Raw genomic sequence first — 23,719 nt, 5'->3', positions numbered from 1 at the left:
GTTTAAACCGCTACATCATGTTCACGAAGGGCATCGTTTAAACTAGTTTTCTTATCGGTACTTTCCTTTCGTTTACCAATGATTAAAGCACAAGGCACTTGGTACTCACCCGCTGCAAATTTTTTAGTGTAACTGCCAGGGATTACCACAGAACGTGCAGGTACTCTCCCTTTCATTTCTAAAGGTTCATCACCTGTTACATCAATTATTTTTGTAGATGCGGTTAAAACAACGTTAGCTCCTAATACAGCCTCTTTTTCTACGCGTACCCCTTCTACAACAATACATCTAGAACCAATAAAAGCATTGTCTTCTATAATCACGGGAGCAGCTTGTAATGGCTCTAATACACCACCAATACCAACACCACCACTTAAGTGAACGTTTTTGCCTATTTGTGCACAGCTACCTACGGTGGCCCACGTATCTACCATAGTACCTTCATCTACGTAAGCACCTATGTTTACATAGCTAGGCATTAAAATAGTGCCTTTAGAAATGTAGGCCCCGTGTCTAGCAACAGCATGTGGTACTACACGAATACCTTTTTCTTTGTAACCTTTTTTCAATGGAATTTTATCGTGATATTCAAAAATACCGGCCTCCAATACTTCCATTTGTTGAATGGGAAAATAAAGCACCACGCCTTTTTTAACCCATTCGTTTATTTGCCAACCATCTGCCGTTGGTTCAGCACAACGTAAAGTACCTTCATCTATTAAATCTATTACTTTTCTTATAGCGTTTTGGGTTGCTTCTTCTTTTAATAAATCACGATTATCCCAAGCTTTTTCTATAAGTGCTTTAAGTTCTGTCATTACTTCAATTTTGACGTAAAGATAGTTTTAGAAAGACAATAAATCCCCCTAATTTTAAATGCATAACATTTTTAGGGCTATTTTTGCCAAAATTTAGATTTTGTGGCAAGGTTAATGGCATTGGATTATGGTAAGGTAAGAACAGGTATTGCCGTAACAGACGAAATACAATTGATTGCATCTGGTTTAACAACGGTACCAACCAAAGAACTAATACCTTTTCTTAAAAATTATTTTGCTCAAGAAAATGTAGAGAAGGTTATAGTAGGGGAACCTAAACAGATGGATGGTTCTGCCTCTGAATCTGAAAACCTAATTAAAGCTTTTCTGTCTAAATTTCAACAAAATTTTCCCAATTTGCCCGTAGAACGGCAAGACGAAAGGTTTACCTCTAAATTGGCAGTGCGTACCATGATAGATGGTGGATTAAAAAAGAAAAAAAGACAAGATAAGGCTTTGGTAGACCAGATAAGCGCTACCTTGATTTTACAATCTTATTTAGAGAGAAAATAGCATATGATTTTACCAATTACGGCTTACGGAGACCCAGTTTTAAGAAAAAAAGCTACTGAGATAACAAAAGAATATCCCAATTTGGATTCACTTTTGCAAAATATGTGGGAGACCATGTATAATGCTAGTGGTGTGGGTTTGGCAGCGCCACAAGTTGGATTACCAATTCGAATTTTTTTGGTAGATACTACCCCTTTTTCCAATGACGAAGATTTGTCTGAAGAAGAAAGTAAACAATTGGATGGTTTTAAAAAGGTTTTTATCAATGCAAATATTGAAGAAGAGACCGGAGAAGAATGGGGATTTAACGAAGGTTGTTTAAGTATACCGGATGTTAGGGAAGATGTGTATAGAAAACCAAAGATTAAAATAACCTACCAAGACGAAGCTTTTAACACCCATACAGAAGAGTATGATGGTTTGTTGGCGCGGGTAATACAGCACGAGTATGACCATATAGAAGGTGTGCTGTTCACGGATAAATTGTCTTCTTTAAAAAAGCGTTTGTTAAAGAGTAGATTAGACAAGATTTCAAAAGGAAAGATTAGGGTTGAGTATAAAATGCGTTTTCCTTTATTGAAAAAAGGACGTTAATACTTGGGCAGTTTTTATAAAAGCATAAATTTGCGCGCATAAATTTAGATAAACATGGCGTTGGAGAAAATATTATCTATTGGTGGAAAACCAGGATTGTACAAATTATTAACACAAACCCGTACCGGTTTTGTTGGAGAATCTTTAATTGATGGTAAAAGAATTACTGTTGGTTTTAGAAATAACGTAAGCGTACTGTCTGAAATAGCCATTTATACCTTGGAGGAAGAAGTTCCATTAAGAGAGGTTTTTCAGAAAATAAAGGATAAAGAAAATGGGGGCAAAACTGCTGTTCATCACAAAGAGGAAAAAATAAAGTTAGAAGAATACTTTTTTGAAGTATTGCCTAACTATGATGAAGATAGGGTGTATGCCAGTGATATTAAGAAAATTATACAGTGGTATAATCTACTACATGATAATGGTATTACTGAGTTTGCGCCGGTTACCGAAGAAGATACTTCAGAAGAAGAGTAAAATTCTTTTTTGTTAGAGGGAAATTCTTAAAACACCTTCTTCTTCTGCTAAAGAACTGATTAGGTTTCCATTGGTATCCCAAAAGGCACTAAGGCCACCGCCTACAAAACCCTCACAAGGCCCAACACAATTTACAATACCAATTGTGGTAGCAGTATTTTTGGCTAGTTCCTGTAAATAGTCATAACTACTTACCATAGCTTTTTTTGTTTTAGCCACAGATGCCACAACTACATCTGGATTTTCTTTTTTAATGAATTCAATAGCTTTATTTGTGAAGCTTTCATAGCAAATAAAAAATATAATCTTTTTACCCGCTATGTAAAAGGCATTAAAGTTTGGCCCGTTATCAAAAAAAGGTTGCTCATCTAAATGTAAAAGATGCTTTGTGTAGCATTCGGTTTTTTGTTGTGGATTGGTTATAACAGCAGCTATTTTTGGGTTTTTATCAGTTTCTAGCGGGCAACCTACAACTATAGTTGTATTGTATTGATTACTTAGTTTTGAAAAGATATCCCAAGTTGGATCCTCCCCAGTAAACGCTAGATTGTTAGCTTGTTTGGATGTATATCCCGTTAAGGATAATTCAGGAAAAACTATTAAATCAGTAGCTTGGATACAAGCTTTGGTTACCCATTCCTTATGTCTTTTTAGATTTTGTTGAATGGCGCCAAGCTCTGACTTTATTTGTAATAATGCTAGTTGCATATTACAAGTTTACACATACCATAGGAATATTAGTATTCTTTATTCCTCTTTTTCCGTAACCTCTTTTGGTTTTTTGATCTTTTTATATAACGGAATAAAATAGGAGATAGAATAGTTGTATCCAACACCCCATTTAGCATCTTCCGTAACTTTGTTAAAGCCCGGAATCCACAGGTTATTAAAATTATCTGCTTCCTTATTAGATAGCAAGTGCGCCATTCTAACACTCATTCCCAAATACACATTATTAAAAACCTCGTGTTTTAAGCCAAGAACAAATTCTAACCAAGTGGCACTTAATCCATCGTATTCCGTAGGGGTATTGCTCCCTAAAACAAAATCTCCTTCTGGAGCATATGTTCGGTTTTCGTTATAAAAGCTAAAATTGTTTACTGTATTGGAAAAGGAACTGTGTGCAACACGGCCACCAACGGTAATTAAATTACTCATCCCGTACCAATTGCCATAGGTGTTGTAATCTGCACCTAACTTTATATAATTCCCAGAAACGGTATAGTCGTATAAGACCGAATTACCTATGTTTTCGTCCTTTGTTTTTTCTTCATTACCTACTTCTGCTGCTAAATACCATTTATCGTTTAGCCTATAATCGGCAACTATTTCTAGTCCATTATAATTATCGTCTAAAAAACCTAATACTTGTCTACTAAGGTCTACCCCTATGCGCAGACCATAAGCATATTTTCTAGTAATGGTATCTTTTTCTTGAAGGTCAATGGTCTTGGTTTGTGCAAAGCCATTACTGCTAAACAAAACCAAGCAAAGTATTAACTTAATGAAATATCTTAACATGGGTTAACGTGTCTCTTTTAACTAATGTAACCGCTACGGCTATACTATCTATCCAATTACTGGCATCTGGTTCAACCGCTGCGGTAAGCTCGTTATAATTTGCAATGTACCCACATGCCGTAGATAAAAATTCTTCTTCTACGGTATAGGTAAACGTAACCGTGTCCGGATTTCCATTAACCGTACCATCTTCCGCAACACTATAATTATTGTTTAAGACAAAAGTAGTACTAGAGGCATCTGTACGAAGCGGTAAGCTATCAGTAGTTTTATTGCCAAGGGTATTTACCACCAAATTGGATAAAGTTTCCGTAGATCTAAGATTAGGTACAGATTTTTCTGTTTCTGGATCTTCATAGTCATAAAAGCCCAAAATCAATTCAGGTGTGTCTCCAGCCACACAGATATCATCTTTTTCACAAGACGAAAATTGAATTAGAAGTACTAAAATAAAAACAGATAGCAATCGCCTCATGTATGTATTATCTTTTTTGTAAAAGTACCACATTTTCTACATGGTGTGTCTGCGGAAACATGTCTACAGGCTGTACTTTAACTACCTTGTATTGATGATTCATCAGCGCCAAATCCCTAGCTTGTGTAGCACTGTTGCAACTTACGTAAACAATTTTTTCTGGAGCAACGTTTAACAATTGTTCAACAACTTTTTTGTGCATTCCGTCTCTAGGTGGGTCGGTGATAATTACATCTGGAACACCATTTTTGTTTATAAAATCGCCATCAAATACGTTTTTCATATCGCCCACAAAAAACGATGCGTTATTTATGTTATTTGCCTCAGCATTGGCCTTAGCGTCTATAATTGCCTCTGGTACGGATTCTATACCAATAACTTTTTTAGCTTTTTTAGCAACAAACTGTGCAATGGTACCTGTTCCCGTATACAAATCATAAACCAATTCGTTTCCAGTTAAGTCGGCAAAATCACGGGTTACTTTATACAATTCGTATGCTTGCTCTGGGTTGGTTTGATAAAATGATTTAGCGTTAATCTTAAATCGCAGACCTTCCATTTCTTCAAAAATATGATCTCTTCCTTTGTAGCAAATAATATCTTGATCGTAAATAGTGTCGTTTTGTTTACTGTTTACCACATATTGTAAGCTGGTTATTTCTGGAAAATTTGCTTCTAAATGGTCTAAAACCATTGCAATTTGTTCTTTTTCGTCCTTAAAAAATTGAATTACCACCATAACTTCACCAATAGTACTGGTTCTTATCATTAAGGTGCGTAATAACCCGGTTTGGTTTCTAGGATTAAAGAATTCTAAATTATGGTCTTGAGCAAATTGTTTGGTTTCTAAACGTATGGCATTACTTGGGTCTGGTTGCAGATGACATTTATTAATGTCTAGTATCTTATCCCACATACCAGGTATATGAAAACCAAGTGCGTTTCTGTTTTCTATCTCTTTATCAGATTGGATTTCATCTAAAGAAAGCCATCTGGAATCAGAGAAAGAAAATTCCATTTTATTACGGTAAAAATAGTGCTTTTTAGAACCGAGTATAGGTGAGATTTCTGGCAACTCTAGTTGCCCAATACGCATTAAATTCTGTTCAACCTCTTTTTGCTTATAATACAGTTGATGCTCATAACCCATATGTTGCCATTTACAGCCGCCACAGGTGCCAAAATGTTCGCATTCAGGAGTGGTGCGTTTGTCTGATAGTTCATGAAAACGAACTGCAGTTCCTTCAAAGAAGTTTTTACGTTTTTTAAAAGTTTGTATATCTACTACATCTCCGGGTACGGCATTGGATAAAAAGATTACGCGGCCATCTGGCGATTTGGCAACAGATTTACCTTTTGCCCCAGCGTCTACAACGGCGACCTTTTCAAACAGCTTTTTACGACTTTTTCTTCTCATGCCGCAAAAATACATCTTTAACGGGCTTATTAGGGTAGGCGATTTAAGTTTTATTAACTTTGGCAAAATAGGGGTGATTTCTCTCCCACGCTGCTTTTCTGGAGCATTTCAGAAAAATAAAGGTACAGAAGGAATGGTTGTTTTAACAATAATAAAAACTTTTTAAAATGGCTGTTTTACAAGATTTAACTTCACAGCAAGCAATTGATTTAGAAAACAAGTATGGTGCACACAACTACCATCCGCTACCAGTGGTTTTAACCAAAGGAGATGGTGTTTTTGTGTGGGATGTAGAGGGCAAGAAATATTTTGATTTTCTTTCTGCCTATTCTGCCGTAAACCAAGGGCATTGTCATCCTAAAATTATTAAGGCACTTACCGATCAGGCACAAAATCTTACTTTAACGTCTAGGGCATTTTATAATGACCAATTGGGTAAATTTGAAAAATTCGCTACATCGTATTTTGGGTACGATAAATTGTTACCCATGAACACAGGTGCCGAAGCTGTGGAGACGGCTTTGAAATTAGCGCGTAAATGGGGGTATGAGAAAAAAGGAATACCGGCAAATCAAGCTAAAATAATAGTCTGTGAAAATAATTTTCATGGGCGTACCATTACCATAATATCTGCTTCTAACGATCCTGTTGCTACTGAAAATTTTGGACCATTTACTCCAGGAATTGTTTCTATACCGTACAATGACATAGCGGCTTTGTCCGAAGCATTACAGGATGAACATGTAGCGGCATTTATTGCCGAACCAATACAAGGAGAGGCAGGGGTATTTGTTCCAGATGAAGGCTATATTAAAGCAGCTAGGGAATTATGTAGGGAAAAGAACGTACTCTTTATTGCAGATGAGGTGCAAACCGGCATAGCTAGAACGGGAAAACTACTCGCTACTTGCGGAAACTGTAATTGTGCGGATCGTAATTGTTCTGGAGAACCAGAAGTAAAACCAGACGTATTAATTTTAGGTAAGGCCATTTCTGGAGGTGTTTTTCCAGTATCTGCTGTTTTGGCAAATGATGAGATAATGGAGGTAATACGCCCTGGCAACCATGGATCAACATTTGGCGGTAATCCGCTGGCCTGCGCCGTGGCAACCGCTGCATTAGAAGTGGTAAGGGATGAACGTTTAGCAGAAAATGCAGCTGAGCTGGGAGAGCTATTCCGCTCTGAAATGGAAAGGATTATTGCAGAAACGGATTTAGTAGTTAAGGTTAGGGGCAAAGGTTTGCTAAATGCTATTGTTATTAACGATACCGAAGACAGTAGCACTGCTTGGGATATATGTATGGCATTAAAAGAGAATGGACTTTTAGCAAAACCAACACATGGCAACATCATACGTTTTGCACCGCCTTTGGTCATGACCAAAGAACAGCTTATGGATTGTGTTTCTATTATAGAAAAAACACTTAAAGCTTTTAAAAAGTAATCTTACAAAACCGTATTCTCTTGTAGTACAAGAGATTTTTTTTCGGCATTAAAAGAAGCATTAATTCCTGTAGGTATGGTTAGATTTTGAGAAATATGTCCAAAACTAAAACCATAAGCTACAGGGATTTTTAATGTACTTAACCTGTCTACCAAAACTTCTTTAAGCATAAAATTGGTCTTTTCTTTAGTACGGTCACAACCTTTAAAAATTCCTAATATAATTCCGGTAGCATTAGTAAAAGTGCTACTGCTCAATAGTTGTGTTAGCATACGATCTATACGGTATGGTGCTTCTTCTATCTCTTCAATAAAGACCAGTTTATTAGTAAAATCAATTTCATAAGGTGTCCCTAGAAGTGCTGTGATTAAAGTAAGACTCCCCCCAACTAGAATTCCATTTGCTTTTCCAGGATGTATACAATGTTGTTCAAATTCCGGATTTACAATCTCTTCCTGCAATTTAGGAGTAGCATTTTTTAGTTTAAGGCTATTCTTCTTTTTCATAACCAATTGCTTAAGCCATTTTTGGCTAAAAGTGTTGGATAAGGTGGTACCCACTGGGCCATGAAAACCCACCAGACCTGTTTGCTGATAAATAGGATTTAACAAAGCAGTTACATCACTAAAACCAATAAAAACTTTTGGGTTCTTTCTTATAGTATTAAAATCTATATAGTCTAATATTCGGGTGCATCCATAACCGCCTCTTGCACAAAGTATACCGTCAACATTTGGGTTGGTAAACATTTCGTTGAGGTCTGCGGCTCGTTCTTTATCCGTATTACTAAAATAGCCGTAATTGTTGTTAAGTCTATGGGTGTAGTACGGAACAAACCCCATACTTCTTACAGTTTTAAAAACATCATCTAATGCATCTTTTGACAATCTATAGCCCGGGGCAATTATACCTATAGTGTCTCCTTTTTTTAGTCGTTTTGCTTTCAGGGTTTTAATTTCCGTATTCTGTGAAAACCCCGTATGTGGTAGAACTGCAGCTGCCGCTGCTATTGCGGTTTGTTTTAAAAAGCCCCTTCTATTTTTCATTTAGTTTAAGCGCCTTTACGTTCTTCACGTTTTAATTGTCTTTGTATTTTTTTAATGGCGTTCTCAATAGATTTTTCTGGCTCAATAATGTTATATGCGCCCCAAAAATCCGGGTCTGAAAAACCATCGGCCTCATCTGCAAGTATTATAGAGCTTTTTAATTTTTCTCTATTCTTTAGGTTGGCTCCATCGGTATTGTTTTCCCAATCTGTTATGGCCATTTCTGCGGCCATACTGTAAACAGAGTTAAATAGTTTGCCTTTCCAATCTACCTTAAATTCCATTAGAATATTACTATAACCAAAATACCATTTACCATTTTGTTCCCTGTAATCTACACGGTAGGCTACCTCTGTTGGCCAAACATCTACATTGGCAGGTTTTCTGCGTACAAATAATTTTGCTGCTAAATTTCTATCGGTAATGTTTAATTGATAAATAGCACTGGTTAAGGTTTTATTGGTAGCATCTATATACAATTTACCTTTATATAAAGGAGATGTAATAGTTGCCAATTGATTAAAATCTACAATATAAATAAGCCTATTATCTATATAGGTAGTGCCGTTGAACTTAAAATCATACTCGTTCATGGCATTTTCGGAAAACACATATTGCGGATAACGTACTAAATCTACGTACAGTGTATTAAATGGACCACCTTGCAATTTTAGCGCAACGGTATCTAATTTACTATAATCTGTGCTTTTTCGAGCTTTGTAAATTTTCATAGCATCTTTACGATCCGCCTCATAAGGACTTTTATAGATGGTGACCACAGCTTCTGAAAGTGAAACATTCTTACGTCTTTTTTTTATGGTTTCCCGATAAAATGCCGTCATTATGGTAGGCTTATCAAAATACTTTTCACCTTTTTTGCTAAAAACCTCCCATACCAATCTTTCCACGTTTTTAGGCGCGTTTATATCTACTGGAGCTAATTGGGTTATGGCAACGGTTAAATAAATTTTGTTCTCCTTATTTTTTAGATTGGTTAAAGGCACTGTCTTTGTCTCGTACCCTAAAAAAGAGATTACAACTTGCGCATTTTTTGTAGTAAGCGGAACTTTAAGGCTAAACTCCCCATCCGTATTGGTAATGGTACTGGTATTGGTGTTTTCTATGCTTAAAGTAGCAAGAGCTAGTGGTTTGTTAGAGCCTTCTTCTAAAACAACCCCTCCATATTCCCTGTACGATTCTTTTTGTGCCAATATTGTAGTGCTGGTAAGTACCAAAGCAGCGATTGTGAACAAAATTTTAAACCTTTTCATGCCTAGACTTTTACTTTAAATTTACGAATAAATTTTCTTAGGCTGCCAACTGTTTAATTTGGTCTTATTCCTGGTTATTCTTCGTAAAGTTCTAAAGGTAAATAATCGGGGTCCTCAAAAAAAGTAAATCGCTTTTGCGTTATTTCGTCTACTCTTATTGGTTCTGTACTAACGTTAAATCGTTTTAATCTTAAAATACTCTCTTCCAAATTAGAAACTCTAAAAGCTAGGTGTCTTAACCCTTGTGCCTCTGGTCTAGAAGGTCTTTTAGGTGGGTTAGGAAACGAGAATAATTCTATACAATAATTGCCGTTTAAGGCTAGGTCTAATTTATAGGAATCGCGTTCTTCTCTATAGGTTTCTTTAATTATAGTAAACCCCAACACGTTTGTATAGAAGTGTTTCGATTTTTTGTAATCTGAACAAATTATTGCTATATGATGAATACCTTCTAGCATTAATCTATCATAAACAAAGCATTGGCAAAAAACAATTTTCCATTTTCCCAAAAACCTCTAAATAACGGATTGTCTACTAAGTAAATTACTTGACCACGACCCATTTTTTCTGCTCCAAATACAAGCGTATTACTTAATTTTTTTTGAGCAGAACTACCTGCAAAACCAGAAACAGGTGTGGTATTATTTTCAAGGTATACGGCGTTACCCGTTTTTAGATAATCAAAAGCTTTGGCACCTAGTTTTAGGGTAAAGTAAGTGTCTGTATAGCCAAAAGCCAATGGATGACTGTTATCTACCTTGGTTTTAAAAATGGCACCAGTAATGGCTTCTTTCATGGATTCGCGTTGTAAATCTTTATGGGCTAAAGGCTTTTCTTTCTCTTCAGATTCAATTTTTTTCTTTTTTATACCAAAACCACCTTTACTGGCTAATTGGTCAATAGCACCACTCATGGCAATAAGGTTACCGCCAGACCGCACCCATTCTTTTAAATCTTTAAGGGTGTCTTCGTCCAAGAAACGACCATAATTACCGTCTGGTAATATTAAAACATCATAGGCGGCTAAATCTACTCTTTTGGCGTATGAACTTTCTAAAATGGTAATTGGGTAGTGTAGTTGCTGTTCAAAAAAATGCCATATTTCACCAAATTGCAACGTTCTTGTTGGTTCTCCGCTCAGTACAGCAATTTTTGGGGCTTTTATCATGTCTACATAACTAGAACCAAAGTCTTTACCCTTGTCCACAAATCCAGTACTTACAGCGTGTAAAATTTTGTCGGTTTCTTTGGCCGTTTCTAGTAGTATTTGTTCAAAATCTTTTACATTTTCATTGTCAGAATGGGTTATGATTAGACTACCGCGTTCAAAAGACTGGTTGTTAATTGTAAATGGGGTAGTAGCTTTTCTAACCTTAATCTTATTTTGTAACAAGTTTGCTAAAAACCGAGCGTCTTTTAAACTGTTCCAGTTGGTAACGTAAGCATATGAATTAGGTTTAAACGGTATTGATTCTTTATTAGTAATACTATTCTGCGTATTAACCAAACTAGTAGTTGCAATGGCCTCTAAACCGTACGCATAAGGTAGCGACCATGCGGTAATGTCATAGGTTAAGGAATCACTTAACTTTGCATTTGGCTCAAAAAGAACTTTAACCATTGTACCCTTAGGTTGATCGGTAGAAACCACCAATGCATTTTGCTCCGTACTCATACTTCCAAAATTTCCATTGGTATAATTATAGCCTTTAACCGTACTGTTTTTGGTAAAACCATAGGTTATCTCATGATGGTCTAATAGTTTGGTAAGTGCATCTAGTTTATCTGTGTCTCCCTTAAGAACATAGCTTTTATACTTGTAATTTTTGTTTTGATAGAATTTTTTGAATTCTTCGTTTAGTTTTATTGAATTCTTTGAAGCGACTTCAACAGTAGACAATCCAGTGGTAAAATGATGGTCTATTCTATCTTTTAAGGTTAAGGTATCTCCATTATTGGTTATAACACCTAATCCTGCCCTACCACTGCCTCCTTGCTCGTAGGTCATACCAATAGCACCATTATACATAGGGTAGGTGTCGCCATAACTAGGATACAATAGGTCAAAAACTTCTTTTGTAAAATAGAACCAACCGTTGGCATCAAAATATTTAGCATGGTTTTTTCCAATGGTCTCTTGGAACTGACGTTGAAAATCAGTTATCACCTCATGGTATGGTTCTGCAGCTGGCGCAAAATAATATGGGTTGTTAACCCCTTGTTCATGAAAATCCACATGCACGTGCGGCATCCATTTATTGTATTGTTTTAACCGTTGTTGACTTTCAATTTGGGTTAACCAAGCCCAATCCCTATTTAAATCAAACATGTAATGATTGCTTCTGCCAGAAAGCCAGCCTTCATGGTGTTCTACACTATTGGGATCTATTTGGTTAGGTGTGTTTTTGTTTTGGTTGTACCAATTTACATAGCGATCTCTACCGTCTGGGTTAATACAAGGGTCAATTATAACTACGGTGTTTTCTAGATAAGCTTGTTTTTCTGTCAATAAAGCGTAAATGGTTTTCATAGATGCTTCGGTACTCACACTTTCATTGCCATGCACATTATAACTTAACCACACAATAGCCTTATCATTAGCACCATTATTGTTTATACTTTTTAGGTGTTCTGCTTGTATGGCGTCTAAATTGCTTATGTTTTCCTTAGATGAGACGTAAGCCAAAATTAACGGTCTTCTTTCGTTGGTTTTACCATACCTAATTAACTTAACCCTGTCTGGAGCCGTTTCTGCTAAATATTCGTAGTAATCTACCACCTCATGATGTCTACTAAATTGGGTGCCCAATTCGTACCCTAAAAATTCTGAAGGAGTTTTTATGTTTTGAGCTTTTAAAATACTCAGGAATAAAGAAAAACAAAGTAGTAAAAATAGCCTCATAGGGTTGTATGGTTTTTTGGTGTGTCTCAAATCTAGAACAAATTTTTAGTTTCGGCAATTAACGAAATTTTTAGGACGCCTAATTTTTAAGAAACTTATCTTTAACCCAATTTTTTGCGCTTTTTCATGGATGTAGATTGTATTCCTTATAAAGAAACCGGATATTTTTCTAGGTTAATTCTAGATTATTTAGAACAGAATCAAAAGTTAAAACCATTTTATGGTCGTTTTCCGGGATTAGCTAATCTAAAGGAACAAATACAAGAAAAGGCCACATCTTTTCCGGTTGAAAATAGGGCCATATTGGTAAAGGCGTTAGAAAATCAATATCAGGGTTTTTCTACTTCAGAACTTACCAAACAGCATATAGCAAGTTTAAAAGAGACTAACACGTTTACCATTGTAACTGGGCATCAACTTAATCTATTTACGGGGCCTTTGTATTTTCTCTATAAAATAATAGCAACCATTAATCTGGCAGAAACTTTAAAGAAGGAAAATCCAGAATATAATTTTGTGCCAATCTATTGGATGGCGACAGAAGATCATGATTTTGACGAAATAAATTTTTTCAACTTTAAAGGAAAAAAAATACAATGGAACAGACAAGCCTCAGGAGCTGTAGGTAGATTAAAAACCAATGGGTTATCTGATGTATACGAAGTAATAGATGCCCAAATGGGTTCCTTGGAGCGTGCACAACAATTAAAAGATTTATTTAGAACGGCCTATTTGGAGCAGGATACTCTAACAAAGGCCACCCGATATTTGGTAAACACGCTTTTTAAGCAGTACGGCTTAGTAATAGTGGATGGGGATGATATTGATTTAAAAAAACTCTTGGTGCCTTTTATGAAGGCCGATATTATTGATCAAAAACCACACGCTATAGTGTCTGAGACCATAAACGGGTTAAATGAAGCTTGTGAAGACTATAAAATTCAAGTAAATCCAAGAGAAATTAATTATTTCTACCTCAAGGACAATCTACGAGAAAGGATTGTACAGAGAGGAACTAACTATTACGTGAACGATACCGAAATAGAATTTACCAAAGAAACACTATTGCAAGAAATGGAGGTACATCCAGAACGTTTCTCACCCAACGTAATTGCCAGGCCATTGTACCAAGAAGTGATTTTGCCAAACCTTTGCTATATTGGAGGAGGAGGGGAGTTGGCTTACTGGCTTCAGTTAAAACAATATTTTAAGGCGTTGCAGGTTCCATTTCCTATTTTGTTGTTGCGTAATTCAGTTTTGATAATTACCCGAAAAGAAGAAGCGAAATTAAAGCAAATGGACCTTAGTGTTGAAGATTTGTTCTTAAAACAGAACAGACTCATCAATAAAAAAATTCGTAAAATCTCGAATATCGATATTGACTTTGCACCGCAAAAGAAAGCATTAGAAGCACAGTTTAAAGCACTTTACGAGTTAGCGAAACAGACCGATGCTTCTTTTCTAGGAGCTGTAAAGGCGCAAGAAGTGAAACAAAAAAAGGGATTGGATAATTTAGAAAAACGCTTATTGAAGGCCCAAAAACGAAAACTAAAGGATCAAGTAACTCGCTTAACAGAGCTGCAAAATCAGCTTTTTCCAAACTATTCCTTACAAGAAAGACAACTCAATTTTTCTGAAATGTATCTAGAATATGGTGCGGAGTTAATTCCAATTTTAAAGGAAAAACTGAACCCCCTTCATTTAGAATTTATGGTTTTACGGGACTAAGAACTGTTCTTCCCACCAGTCTAGTTTTGTGAATAGAATCCTTTGATGTTGTGGCTTTTCCAGTTTTAGGTATTCTATACATTCTGTTTCAATTTCAATTTGACAGAAAAAATTACGGTTTGTTAAATACTCTATTGTTTCGTTTGGCTCTTTGCTGCTACCAGGTGCTTTTTGGGTTGTGTAATCCTTTTTTGCGTTATCGGATAAAGAGGTCCAAACATTATGTAATGCTTTTGTGTCTGTTGTAATTTTTGCATTACCGGTAAATATCAATTGTAATTTTTTATCAGGATGATAAAATAGTGCAGATATAGCGGAGTTATTTCTTAATTGTTCCACTTTAGCAGAGCGTTTGTCTGTATAGAAAATTAGTTTGTAAGTATCCTTAAAGTCCCTTAAAACCACTGTCCTTTGTTTAGGCATTGAACCGTCAATACTGCTGCATACAAAATACTTAAATGGGTGTTCATGGGTATTTAAGGCGCTTTTAAGCTCTTTTTTTATTTCAGCTAAATAGATATTATTCATTCTTTCAATTAAAATTTATACACCCAATAGCAAAGGGTAACTGGCTATTACGAATACTTAAATTTAAATATAAACTATGAATCTTAATCACTTCTGTGTAGAGATTGAAACTATTTTGAATAATTTGAAAATAAACATTGATGGAAGCGATTTTAATTATATGGTGTAGTCTATTATAACTTTACCTAAGTAGGTTGCAAAGGCCAAAATTTATCAGATATAAAAATTTTCTTAGGTTTTTAGGTAGGGTATAATCTGTTTTAGTTGTTATACTATAAAAATTGCTAGGAAAAAGTTTTAAAACATAATTATATGAATTTATAATTCATGTATTTAGGTTGGTTTTGATTTTAAATTAAAAAGCCCCGGAGTGGTTCCCGGGGCTTTTGCTTTTTTAAAAACTATTTTTTAGAACAAATCTTTAAAATGTGATTTCACTTCAAAAAGAGTGGCTTCTTTCATGCTGTTAAAACAAACATTAGCATGGCCAACCCTATCTTTTGGTCCAATACCAACACTATAAAAACCACCTGCTTTAGCGGCATCTACACCACTTTCTGCATCTTCGTAAACAATACACTCTTCTGGCTTTAGGTCTAGTTTTTCTGCTCCAAAGAGAAAAATATCTGGTGCAGGTTTGCTCTTGCTAACACTATTGCCGTCTCCAATTACATCAAAGTATTTGGTGGCATCTAATTGCTGTAGCACTTTTGCAGAGTTTTTACTGGCACTGCCAAGTGCAACTTTAAACCCTTCTTGTCTTAAGTGGGTTAAAAGTTCTCTTGCACCCGGTAAATAATCCTCAGTGGTTATTTGGTCCAAGCTCGCAACATAAATATCATTTTTTTTGGTTGCTAATGCTGCTACTTCATCTGCAGGTAAACGTACTGCATTATGTTCCATTATAATTCCTATGGAATCCATTCTAGAAACACCTCTAAGTTTTTCGTTCAAATCACGGTCAAACTGCCAACCCATGTCGTCTGCCAATGCTTTCCATGCAAGGAAATGTAATTCGGCGGTGTCTGTAATAACACCATCCAAATCAAAAATAAATCCTTTAATCATTTTGATATTTGGTTTGAGACGCAAAGAAAACTCTAAAATTGTTAAGAAAAAAACTACATAAGGTTAATTAGCATGTAAAAATAAGACCGCGTTTGGTGGCATCATGGTAAAATTGCTTTAGTTTGCACAAGATAACTTATTGTAAATAAGTGTTTTTTAAAAGATGTAATAAATATCCTTAAAAGGTACTTTTGGTACTCTATCAATTTGCTATTTTTGCCCATGCATAATCAAGTTTTAATCCTAGACTTTGGTTCCCAGTATACTCAGTTAATCGCAAGACGCGTTAGGGAACTTAATATTTACTCAGAAATTAAACCGTATAACAATCCTCCAGAAGATTTATCTGTTTATCAGGCAGTTATTTTATCTGGTTCGCCGCATTCCGTAAGGTCAGAACAAGCGCCGCATCCAGATTTATCTGCCATAAAAGGAAAAAAACCGCTGTTAGGTATTTGTTATGGCGCGCAATATTTGGCACATTTTAATGGTGGTAATGTAGCTCCTTCCGCTACGCGAGAATATGGTAGGGCACATTTAAGCAACTTTAAGGAAAATGAGCCATTTTTAGATGGTCTAGTACCCGGTTCCCAGGTATGGATGAGCCATAGTGATACGATTAAGGAATTGCCAGAAGGCGCTGCGTTATTAGCTAGCACGGAAGATGTAGAAAATGCTGCTTTTAAACTGAAGGACGAAAAAACATATGCTATTCAATTTCATCCAGAAGTATATCATACAACAGAAGGTAGTAAATTGTTGAAAAACTTTTTAGTAAATATTGCGGGTTTAAAACAAGATTGGACACCTGCTGCCTTTGTAGAGGAAACGGTAGATGAACTAAAAGAAAAAATAGGTGATGATCAGGTTATTCTTGGTCTCTCAGGTGGGGTAGATTCTAGTGTTGCGGCTATGTTGTTGCATAAAGCTATAGGCAATCAGTTGTATTGTATTTTTGTGAATAACGGTTTATTGCGTAAAAATGAATACGAACAGGTACTAGAGCAATATAAAGGAATGGGGCTTAATGTTAAGGGTGTAGATGCTTCGGCACGTTTTTTGGACGCCCTTAAAGGAGAATCGGATCCAGAAGGAAAAAGAAAAATTATTGGCAAGGTTTTTATAGACGTTTTTGACGATGAGTCGCAACAGGTAGAAAATGCTACTTGGCTGGCACAGGGTACCATTTATCCAGATAGGATAGAGTCTGTTTCTGCAAGTGGAGGGCCTTCGGTTACCATTAAAAGTCATCATAATGTAGGCGGTTTGCCAGACTATATGAAGTTAAAAATAGTAGAGCCATTGCATCTACTTTTTAAAGATGAGGTTAGGCGAGTGGGAAAAAGTCTTGGAATGCCAGAGAACATTTTGGGTAGGCATCCTTTTCCGGGCCCAGGTCTTGGAATTCGTATTTTAGGAGATATAACCCCAGAAAAGGTGCGCATGTTACAAGAGGTAGACGCCATTTTTATTGAAGGTCTAAAAAAATATGGCCTGTATGACAAGGTATGGCAGGCCGGCGCAATGCTTTTACCCGTAAATAGTGTGGGAGTAATGGGAGACGAGCGTACTTATGAGAAATGTGTAGCTTTAAGGGCGGTAGAAAGTACGGATGGTATGACGGCAGATTGGGTTAATCTACCTTATGAGTTTTTACAGAAAATTTCTAACGAGATTATAAATAAAGTAAAAGGTGTAAATAGAGTAGTTTATGATATAAGCTCTAAACCGCCAGCAACAATAGAATGGGAATAATGGTTAAAAAAGTAATTTTTTCAATTTTATCTTTTGGTTTCTTCTTTTTGGGCATGATAGCCCTTCAGGCACAGCAAAAGTATACCACACATGCTGTAGAAAAAGGAGAGACTTTATATAGTATTGCCAAAAAATATAAGGTAACACCTGCATCTATACTTAAGCAAAATCCAGAGATAAAAAACAAAGAAGAAATAAAACCCAATACCATTTTGGTAATTTCTTTAAGTGGTGTAACCAACGTCTCGGATAGTAATAATTTGCCAGAAAATGAGGTTGTGCAAGAAGTAAAACCAATTGGTTACACTAGGCATAAAGTACGTAGAAAGGAAACGCTGTTTGGAATTACCCAAGAATATAAGATTACAGAAGATCAGCTTAAGCGTTACAATAAAAGATTGTACGCAGAACCCTTACAAAAGGGAATGGTGCTGCAAATACCAAAGTATCCAGAGGTAGAAGAAGAGGAAGAAACCGATATAGCGTTTTTAACGTACACCGTGCAGCCCAAGGAAACTAGATGGAGTATTGCCAATAAATATGGAATTACTATAGATAGCCTTTTAAGTTTGAATCCTGAATTACCTAAGAATACGGCTTATCTTTCTGTTGGCCAAACCTTGAAGTTACCAAGACCAAAGGGAGATAGTTTAAAAGAACAACAAGTTGGCTTGTTTGAGTCGTATACCGTACCTAAATCTATAGGTATTTTTAGGATTAGCCAGAATTATGGTATTTCTGTGGATTCTGTAATTACCTTAAATCCGGAGATAAAAGAGTTAGGCGGTTTAAAAGAAGGTATGGTACTTAGGTTGCCCAAAAAGCAGCCAACCAAGGGCACGGTTAATACGGATAATTATATTTTTTATCAGGTAAAACCAAAGCAAACGGTTTTTAACTTAACTCAAAATCTCAAGATCAGTAGGGATTCTTTGTTCACTTTAAACCCAGAATTAGAAAACGGTTTAAAAGCAGGTATGGTTCTAAAATTACCAAGATTAAAAGAGAATCAGCTACAGGTTAAAAATGCACTTGTAATAGATCAGATTAATTTGCTGGATAGTATTAAAGTAGAGAACAAGCCCAATTTAATGTTCTTGTTACCTTTTAGAATAGACCGCATCGATTTTAATAATACTTCGCAAACAAAGAATCAATTAACCAAGCGTAAAGATATGTCTATTGCTATGGGCATGTATACGGGTGCCATGGTAGCCATAGATTCTATGAAACGAAGAGGTATTTCTGTAAATGTAAAGGTTTTTGATACCGAAATGAGCCAAGAGAAGGTAAAGGCTATTATGGAAACACAATCGCTTTACGGCGTAGACGCTATTGTAGGGCCAATAGCTCCTAAATTAATTAGTACGGTGGCTACAACGGCATCTCAGTCCAATGTGCCTGTTATTGTACCTTTTGCTTCAGATAATGATTTAAATTTTAATAATGTCTTCTACACCGTACCCCACGATTCTATTTTGAGAAATCGCATATTAGAAAAGGTGGCAGATCTTCGCAAAGACGAACAAATAATTGTAATTGCAGATGCCAAGCACAATACGGCAAAAGAAGCCATAATCAAAAAGTTTCCAAAAGCAAGGGTGGCTAAAATGAGCAAAGATGGTTCCCTGCACCTGGTAGACTTCAAGGCAATGCTTTCTAAATATGTGCCTAATTGGGTTTTTGTAGAAACAGAAGACGATAATCTAGCAGCAAGTTTGGTGTCAATTGTAAACTCTTCTAACCTTAACGATGCCATTGGTCCTAAAATTAAGGTGAAAATGTTTACTACCAATTACAATAATGCATTTGAAGGGGAGGACATTTCTAGGCCTCACCTAGGAAATTTAGAATTTACTTTTCCGTCTCCCTACAAGATTAATGGTGATAGCACATTTTCAAGAGCATATGAAAAAATGTATGGAATTGAACCAGACCGCTATGCGGTTAGGGGGTACGATATTACTATGGATTTGCTCTTGAAGTTGGCTTATAAGAAAAACTTATTTGAAACGGCTAAGTTTATTGGTCAAACAGAATATTCTGGAAATAAGTTTGATTATTATAACAAGTTTACAGCAGGTTACTTTAACAAAGCTACTTACCTTTTGGAGTACAATGAGAACTTGTATATAAATGAATTAAAATAATATGGTAACATCTAAAGTAACGTATACGGGCAAACTAAGAACCACTTGTGAGCATATTAGAAGTGGTGCCACCTTTGTAACAGATGCACCAGTAGACAATAATGGTTTGGGCGAAGCTTTCTCACCTACAGATACGGTTGCTACCGGTTTGGCAAGTTGTATGTTAACCATGATGGGTATAAAATCCAAAACATTAGATGCTTCTATAGAGGGTGCTTATGCAGAAGTTACCAAGCATATGGCAGCTAATCCAAGAAGGATAAGTCAAATAGACGTGGAGCTTTACTTGCCAGAGCAGATAACAAAAAAAGAGCGTAGTATTTTAGAGCATACCGCAAATACTTGTCCTGTGTTGTATAGTTTGCATCCAGATATTACTAAATCCATTACGTTTAAATGGGTCTTGGAATAAAAATAGTTGGTATTCTATTTTTACTCAGTTCATTCTGGCTGAGAGGTCAAGAGTATGAAAACGCTCTGGTTTGGCAGCAAGAAAGAAAGTTGACATGGCAAGATTTTAAAGGAGATGTTCCAAAAGATGCCGATCCCGCTGCTACCACTGCTAGTGGCATTAGTTATGAATATACGGCCAATATGTGGTACCATGAGGTAAAGGTAAATATAACCATTACCGCGTATTTTTACCCTACAGAATCTTGGTACAGACCAGAATTGGCCAATAACCATGTTCTGCAGCACGAACAAATACATTTTGATATTACGGAACTACATGCCCGTAAAATGAAATTTGAAGTATCTAGAACTACCTTTACAGAAAACGTAAAAGAAGAAATAAATAAAATTTATCGTAAAACCTTAAAAGAACTTAAGGAAATGCAAGAGCGTTATGACTGGGAAACCAGTTTCTCTAGAAATGCCAAGGCACAAGAAAAATGGCAACAAAGAATTTCTGAAGCTCTGGAGCGGTTAGATGCACAGCCATAACGTTCTGCAATAAAAATAAATTTTTTAATACTCCGTAACTGATCCCCAGTTTTCTCCGCTTTTAATACGGTAAAGTTGCATTTCAGAAATTCCAAATTGCTTGGCAATCATTTTCATTCTGGTTCTGCGGTTAGGGTCGTTGATTTTTCTCTTAATCAACTTTACCTTGGCTTCCGTTAGCTTAGAGTATGTTCTTTTACGTGGCTTGTTAAGGTACTCCGGATTGGTAAATTGGTGCTTCTCCTTTTCTTCTTTAGTAGCCCACTTTAAATTTTCTACCCGGTTGTCTTTCTTGTCATAATTCAAATGAATTACATACTGATCACCTTCTTTTTTCTCTAAGAAATGTTCTGCTACCAATTTGTGTACATACCTACTGGTAGACTTTCCGTTTTTCTCTTGTTTTAGAGGTAGGTTTTGGTATCCATTGATAAAAGATTCCGTAACTAAAAATTCTTTTTCTCCTTTACAGTTGATTACTCTTCCGTAATTTGAAATCTTGAATTTAGCGTCTTTGGAAATTTTTTCATCGAATTGGACATCCTTCCACTCCTCATTCCAATAATTCCTAATCATTAGCTATCGTGTATTAGTATTTTGTGTATCACTGTGTAAATCCCCCACAAAAACTAGGGGAAAAGTACAAAAAAAATGGGGTTTTTGGGAGATAGTCGGATAAAATGTCGACTTAATTCGTTGAAAATTAAATAAATAATCCCAAATAAGTAAGTTTTAGCTTACTTTTTTGGGATTTATACTACAAAAATAGGCTTGACTATTAGTCTTTTAGGTATATTTTGCTCTTACAAATATTTAATTCCACGGAATTTTAGCAGAAGGGTAGTAGTTTACCTTTTCTCTTTCTAGAAAACTTTGATGGCCTACCAACCTTTTTATGTAATCCTCCCAATTTCTATTTTTTTGAACACTCCAACCTAATTCTGAATAACCAATAACCCTAGGAAAAGCTAAATATTCTAGCTCTTCGGAGTTGCTTATGGTTTCGGACCATAAGGGAGCTTCTATGCCCAAAATATCTTCTTTGTCCAGTTCTTTTATATAGGTTTCCGGATTCCATTGGTAAGAAGTATCCACGGGAATTAGGCCTGCCCATGTTAGTCCAAGTTTGGTATCGTTATCATACTTCATGTCTAGATACATTTTCTTACCTGGACTTAAAATTATTTTAGAACCATTTTTAACGGCTTCTAGTGAGTGATGTACTTCTTTCCATAATTGATGTACCGAATTTGGTGCTATTTTTGCTTGAGAAATTTCATTCCAACCTATAACATTTTTCCCGTGCTTTTCAACTATTCCTTCTACACGCTCTACAAAATATAGATAATCCTTTTTAGTGGTAGCAAAAGTTTCGTCACCACCTATATGAAAATATTTACTAGGAGAAATGGCTGCAATCTCACCAATCACATCGTCCAAGAAACTATAAACGGTATCTTTTCTAACGTCAAAAGAGCTATAACCTACTAGCATATCTGTGCGTACCCTAGGTGTTTTTGCCCTACCGTTGGCATCATGTAAAAAAGGATAACTTAAAGAAGCGGCATTGGTGTGTCCCGGTAAGTCTACTTCTGGTATAATTTCAATATGCCTTTCTGCTGCATAAGCAACAAGCTCCATAAAATCTTCTTGTGTATAATAGCCACCTTTACCACCGCCAACTTCAGATGCTCCGCCAATCTCCGTAAGCTTTGGCCAGCTTTTAATTTCTATACGCCAACCTTGATCATCTGTTAGGTGCATATGAAACTTGTTAAACTTGTAGTACGCCAAAAGGTCAATATATTTTTTAACTTCCTCTACCGTAAAAAAGTGTCTGGCAACATCTAGCATGGCACCACGATAACTAAAGTTTGGCTCATCTAAAATTTTACCAGAAGGTATAACCCACATAGGTTTACTAGAAAGGGTATCATTACTTTTTTCTGGAATTAGTTGTCTTAATGTTTGAATACCCCTAAAAGCACCAGCTGCATTTTTGGCGTTTAAAATAATAGAGTCGTTTTTAATATACAGTTCATATGCTTCTGGGGAAGCTAGTGGTAGGCTATCTGTTTGATTTATAAATATCATTCTAGATACACTTTCTTCCGCAGAAGCGTTCACCGGTACATCTAAATTTATCTGATGCTTAATCTTTTCCGCAAGGTATTTGCCTACATTTTCAAATCCTTTTGTAGTTTGGTTGGTATAGATAACCGTACCGCTATCCAGACCAAAGCCGGAGTTGGTTGGTATTACTTTTAGTGGTTTAGGAATTATATTGTTTATTGCTAAATCTGTCTGTGGATAGTTTATTATCTCTTTTTTTTCTTCGCATGCCGCAAGAGCAATAATCGCTAAGAATAGTGCTGTAGTTTTTAAAAAATTAGTTTTCATTGTTGGTGGTTATTTAATCCATGGTTTAAGTTGGTAATACCAGATATCGTATCCCATTTTATTCATATGTAGGCCGTCTGCTATAAATAAATCGGTACGTAATTTTTTTCCATCTAACATGGCATACCAAACATCTGCATAATTTATGAGTTGTTCTTTTTGTGCCAGTTTTTCTAATTTTCTGTTTAGTCTCTTATATTTACCCCTTAATTTCCAGCGGCTTATGCTTGGTTTGGCAGAGATTAATACTATATTGGTTGCCGGATTGTCTTTTTTAATCTTTTGTATTATTTCCTGTAGCGTACCCAAGATTTCCTTGGGTCTTTTTTTTGCGGAGATATCATTATCACCTTCGTAAATAAATACGGTTTTAGGCTTATAGTCTAATACAAGGTCGTCTAAAAAATAGAGTAGGTCAGATGCTTGAGAACCACCAAAGCCTGTGTTTAACACTTGTTGGTTTGGAAATCTCTCTTGTAAATCTTTCCACATCCGTATGCTAGAGCTCCCGGTAAACACAATGGTAGATTCTTCTTGATTCCATATGGAATCGTTATGAGCAGTTATTGCTTTTACTTCATTTTCAAATCCAGCTTGTGCCGCTACCATTTGGCCAAATAAAAAAAGAAGTATGGATATCCTATATAGCATATTTAAAAATTATAA

23 protein-coding genes are annotated in these 23,719 nt (G+C 35.9%); 9 read left to right on the top strand and 14 right to left on the bottom strand.

Annotated features, from left to right (window positions below):
• Positions 1-2: 2 nt before the first annotated feature.
• The gene (locus ACXAGS_RS08435) at positions 3-818 is read right to left on the bottom strand and encodes a 2,3,4,5-tetrahydropyridine-2,6-dicarboxylate N-succinyltransferase (RefSeq protein ID WP_474906107.1); all 816 of its coding nucleotides are present in this window, start codon (positions 816-818) and stop codon (positions 3-5) included.
• A 102-nt stretch (positions 819-920) separates the two neighbouring features.
• Here ACXAGS_RS08435 and ruvX point away from each other — a divergent pair, with 102 nt between their 5' ends.
• Genes ruvX through ACXAGS_RS08420 form a run of 3 tightly spaced genes read left to right on the top strand, consistent with a single transcriptional unit; the run spans position 921 to position 2,402 of the window.
• Entirely contained in the window at positions 921-1,331 is a 411-nt protein-coding gene (gene ruvX, locus ACXAGS_RS08430; RefSeq protein ID WP_474906106.1) for a Holliday junction resolvase RuvX, read from the top strand.
• A gap of 3 nt (positions 1,332-1,334) precedes the next feature.
• The gene (gene def / locus ACXAGS_RS08425; RefSeq protein ID WP_474906105.1) at positions 1,335-1,925 is read left to right on the top strand and encodes a peptide deformylase; all 591 of its coding nucleotides are present in this window, start codon (positions 1,335-1,337) and stop codon (positions 1,923-1,925) included.
• A gap of 54 nt (positions 1,926-1,979) precedes the next feature.
• Complete coding sequence (locus ACXAGS_RS08420) at positions 1,980-2,402, top strand: DUF5606 family protein (protein WP_474906104.1); 423 nt, start codon at positions 1,980-1,982, stop codon at positions 2,400-2,402.
• Between the two features lie 12 nt (positions 2,403-2,414).
• On the opposite strand, the gene ACXAGS_RS08415 is transcribed toward ACXAGS_RS08420, so the two are convergent.
• From ACXAGS_RS08415 to rlmD, 4 genes are read right to left on the bottom strand one after another with little or no spacing between them, the layout of a single operon-like run.
• Positions 2,415-3,110 (bottom strand): carbon-nitrogen hydrolase family protein, encoded by a 696-nt coding sequence (locus ACXAGS_RS08415; RefSeq protein ID WP_474906103.1) that lies wholly within the window; start codon positions 3,108-3,110, stop codon positions 2,415-2,417.
• Positions 3,111-3,149: 39 nt separating this feature from the next.
• A complete protein-coding gene (locus ACXAGS_RS08410) occupies positions 3,150-3,923 on the bottom strand; it encodes a DUF6048 family protein (RefSeq protein WP_474906102.1) in 774 nt (257 codons plus the stop codon).
• The gene (locus ACXAGS_RS08405; protein WP_474906101.1) at positions 3,904-4,398 is read right to left on the bottom strand and encodes a DUF6452 family protein; all 495 of its coding nucleotides are present in this window, start codon (positions 4,396-4,398) and stop codon (positions 3,904-3,906) included. Before ACXAGS_RS08405 ends, ACXAGS_RS08410 begins: the two co-directional genes overlap by 20 nt.
• A 7-nt stretch (positions 4,399-4,405) precedes the next feature.
• Entirely contained in the window at positions 4,406-5,815 is a 1,410-nt protein-coding gene (rlmD, locus tag ACXAGS_RS08400) for a 23S rRNA (uracil(1939)-C(5))-methyltransferase RlmD (protein ID WP_474906100.1), read from the bottom strand.
• 167 nt (positions 5,816-5,982) lie between these two features.
• Here rlmD and rocD point away from each other — a divergent pair, with 167 nt between their 5' ends.
• The gene (gene rocD, locus ACXAGS_RS08395; protein WP_474906099.1) at positions 5,983-7,260 is read left to right on the top strand and encodes an ornithine--oxo-acid transaminase; all 1,278 of its coding nucleotides are present in this window, start codon (positions 5,983-5,985) and stop codon (positions 7,258-7,260) included.
• A 2-nt stretch (positions 7,261-7,262) separates the two neighbouring features.
• Here rocD and ACXAGS_RS08390 read toward each other — a convergent pair whose 3' ends face one another.
• The 4 genes from ACXAGS_RS08390 to ACXAGS_RS08375 form a co-directional block, all read right to left on the bottom strand.
• Positions 7,263-8,306, bottom strand: a complete 1,044-nt coding sequence (locus tag ACXAGS_RS08390) for a S66 peptidase family protein (RefSeq protein ID WP_474906098.1) — start codon at positions 8,304-8,306, stop codon at positions 7,263-7,265.
• 5 nt (positions 8,307-8,311) lie between these two features.
• Entirely contained in the window at positions 8,312-9,577 is a 1,266-nt protein-coding gene (locus ACXAGS_RS08385) for a carboxypeptidase-like regulatory domain-containing protein (protein ID WP_474906097.1), read from the bottom strand.
• Between the two features lie 74 nt (positions 9,578-9,651).
• The gene (gloA2, locus tag ACXAGS_RS08380) at positions 9,652-10,035 is read right to left on the bottom strand and encodes an SMU1112c/YaeR family gloxylase I-like metalloprotein (RefSeq protein WP_474906096.1); all 384 of its coding nucleotides are present in this window, start codon (positions 10,033-10,035) and stop codon (positions 9,652-9,654) included.
• Entirely contained in the window at positions 10,035-12,479 is a 2,445-nt protein-coding gene (locus ACXAGS_RS08375; protein WP_474906095.1) for a M14 family metallopeptidase, read from the bottom strand. Before ACXAGS_RS08375 ends, gloA2 begins: the two co-directional genes overlap by 1 nt.
• A gap of 126 nt (positions 12,480-12,605) precedes the next feature.
• On the opposite strand from ACXAGS_RS08375, the gene bshC reads away from it, so the two are divergent.
• On the top strand, positions 12,606-14,207 hold the full coding sequence (gene bshC, locus ACXAGS_RS08370; protein ID WP_474906094.1) for a bacillithiol biosynthesis cysteine-adding enzyme BshC: 1,602 nt from the start codon (positions 12,606-12,608) through the stop codon (positions 14,205-14,207).
• Here bshC and ACXAGS_RS08365 read toward each other — a convergent pair.
• Both ACXAGS_RS08365 and pgmB read right to left on the bottom strand, forming a co-directional pair.
• Positions 14,196-14,735, bottom strand: coding sequence for a pyridoxamine 5'-phosphate oxidase family protein (locus tag ACXAGS_RS08365; protein WP_474906093.1), 540 nt, complete (start codon positions 14,733-14,735; stop codon positions 14,196-14,198). The two genes, bshC and ACXAGS_RS08365, sit on opposite strands and share 12 nt — an antisense overlap.
• A 408-nt stretch (positions 14,736-15,143) precedes the next feature.
• Positions 15,144-15,803, bottom strand: a complete 660-nt coding sequence (gene pgmB, locus ACXAGS_RS08360; protein ID WP_474906092.1) for a beta-phosphoglucomutase — start codon at positions 15,801-15,803, stop codon at positions 15,144-15,146.
• A 222-nt stretch (positions 15,804-16,025) separates the two neighbouring features.
• On the opposite strand from pgmB, the gene guaA reads away from it, so the two are divergent.
• Genes guaA through ACXAGS_RS08340 form a run of 4 tightly spaced genes read left to right on the top strand, consistent with a single transcriptional unit; the run spans position 16,026 to position 20,653 of the window.
• Entirely contained in the window at positions 16,026-17,558 is a 1,533-nt protein-coding gene (gene guaA / locus ACXAGS_RS08355; RefSeq protein ID WP_474906091.1) for a glutamine-hydrolyzing GMP synthase, read from the top strand.
• Positions 17,559-17,611: 53 nt separating this feature from the next.
• The gene (locus ACXAGS_RS08350; protein ID WP_474906090.1) at positions 17,612-19,708 is read left to right on the top strand and encodes an amino acid ABC transporter substrate-binding protein; all 2,097 of its coding nucleotides are present in this window, start codon (positions 17,612-17,614) and stop codon (positions 19,706-19,708) included.
• A gap of 1 nt (position 19,709) precedes the next feature.
• Positions 19,710-20,120 carry an OsmC family protein gene (locus tag ACXAGS_RS08345; RefSeq protein ID WP_474906089.1) on the top strand — a complete coding sequence of 137 codons (411 nt, stop codon included), beginning with the start codon at positions 19,710-19,712 and terminating at the stop codon, positions 20,118-20,120.
• Entirely contained in the window at positions 20,105-20,653 is a 549-nt protein-coding gene (locus ACXAGS_RS08340; protein WP_474906088.1) for a DUF922 domain-containing protein, read from the top strand. Before ACXAGS_RS08345 ends, ACXAGS_RS08340 begins: the two co-directional genes overlap by 16 nt.
• A gap of 24 nt (positions 20,654-20,677) precedes the next feature.
• Here the strand turns inward: ACXAGS_RS08340 and ACXAGS_RS08335 are convergent, their stop codons facing one another.
• The 3 genes from ACXAGS_RS08335 to ACXAGS_RS08325 form a co-directional block, all read right to left on the bottom strand.
• On the bottom strand, positions 20,678-21,229 hold the full coding sequence (locus ACXAGS_RS08335) for an HNH endonuclease (RefSeq protein WP_474906087.1): 552 nt from the start codon (positions 21,227-21,229) through the stop codon (positions 20,678-20,680).
• A gap of 237 nt (positions 21,230-21,466) precedes the next feature.
• Complete coding sequence (locus ACXAGS_RS08330) at positions 21,467-23,053, bottom strand: family 20 glycosylhydrolase (protein ID WP_474906086.1); 1,587 nt, start codon at positions 23,051-23,053, stop codon at positions 21,467-21,469.
• A gap of 9 nt (positions 23,054-23,062) precedes the next feature.
• Positions 23,063-23,704, bottom strand: a complete 642-nt coding sequence (locus ACXAGS_RS08325; RefSeq protein WP_474906085.1) for an SGNH/GDSL hydrolase family protein — start codon at positions 23,702-23,704, stop codon at positions 23,063-23,065.
• Positions 23,705-23,719: the final 15 nt, after the last annotated feature.

Source organism: Croceivirga sp. ABH4_376 (assembly GCF_056160685.1).
Note: the sequence above shows the minus strand (reverse complement) of the source record. Positions and strands in the feature narration are given on the sequence as shown.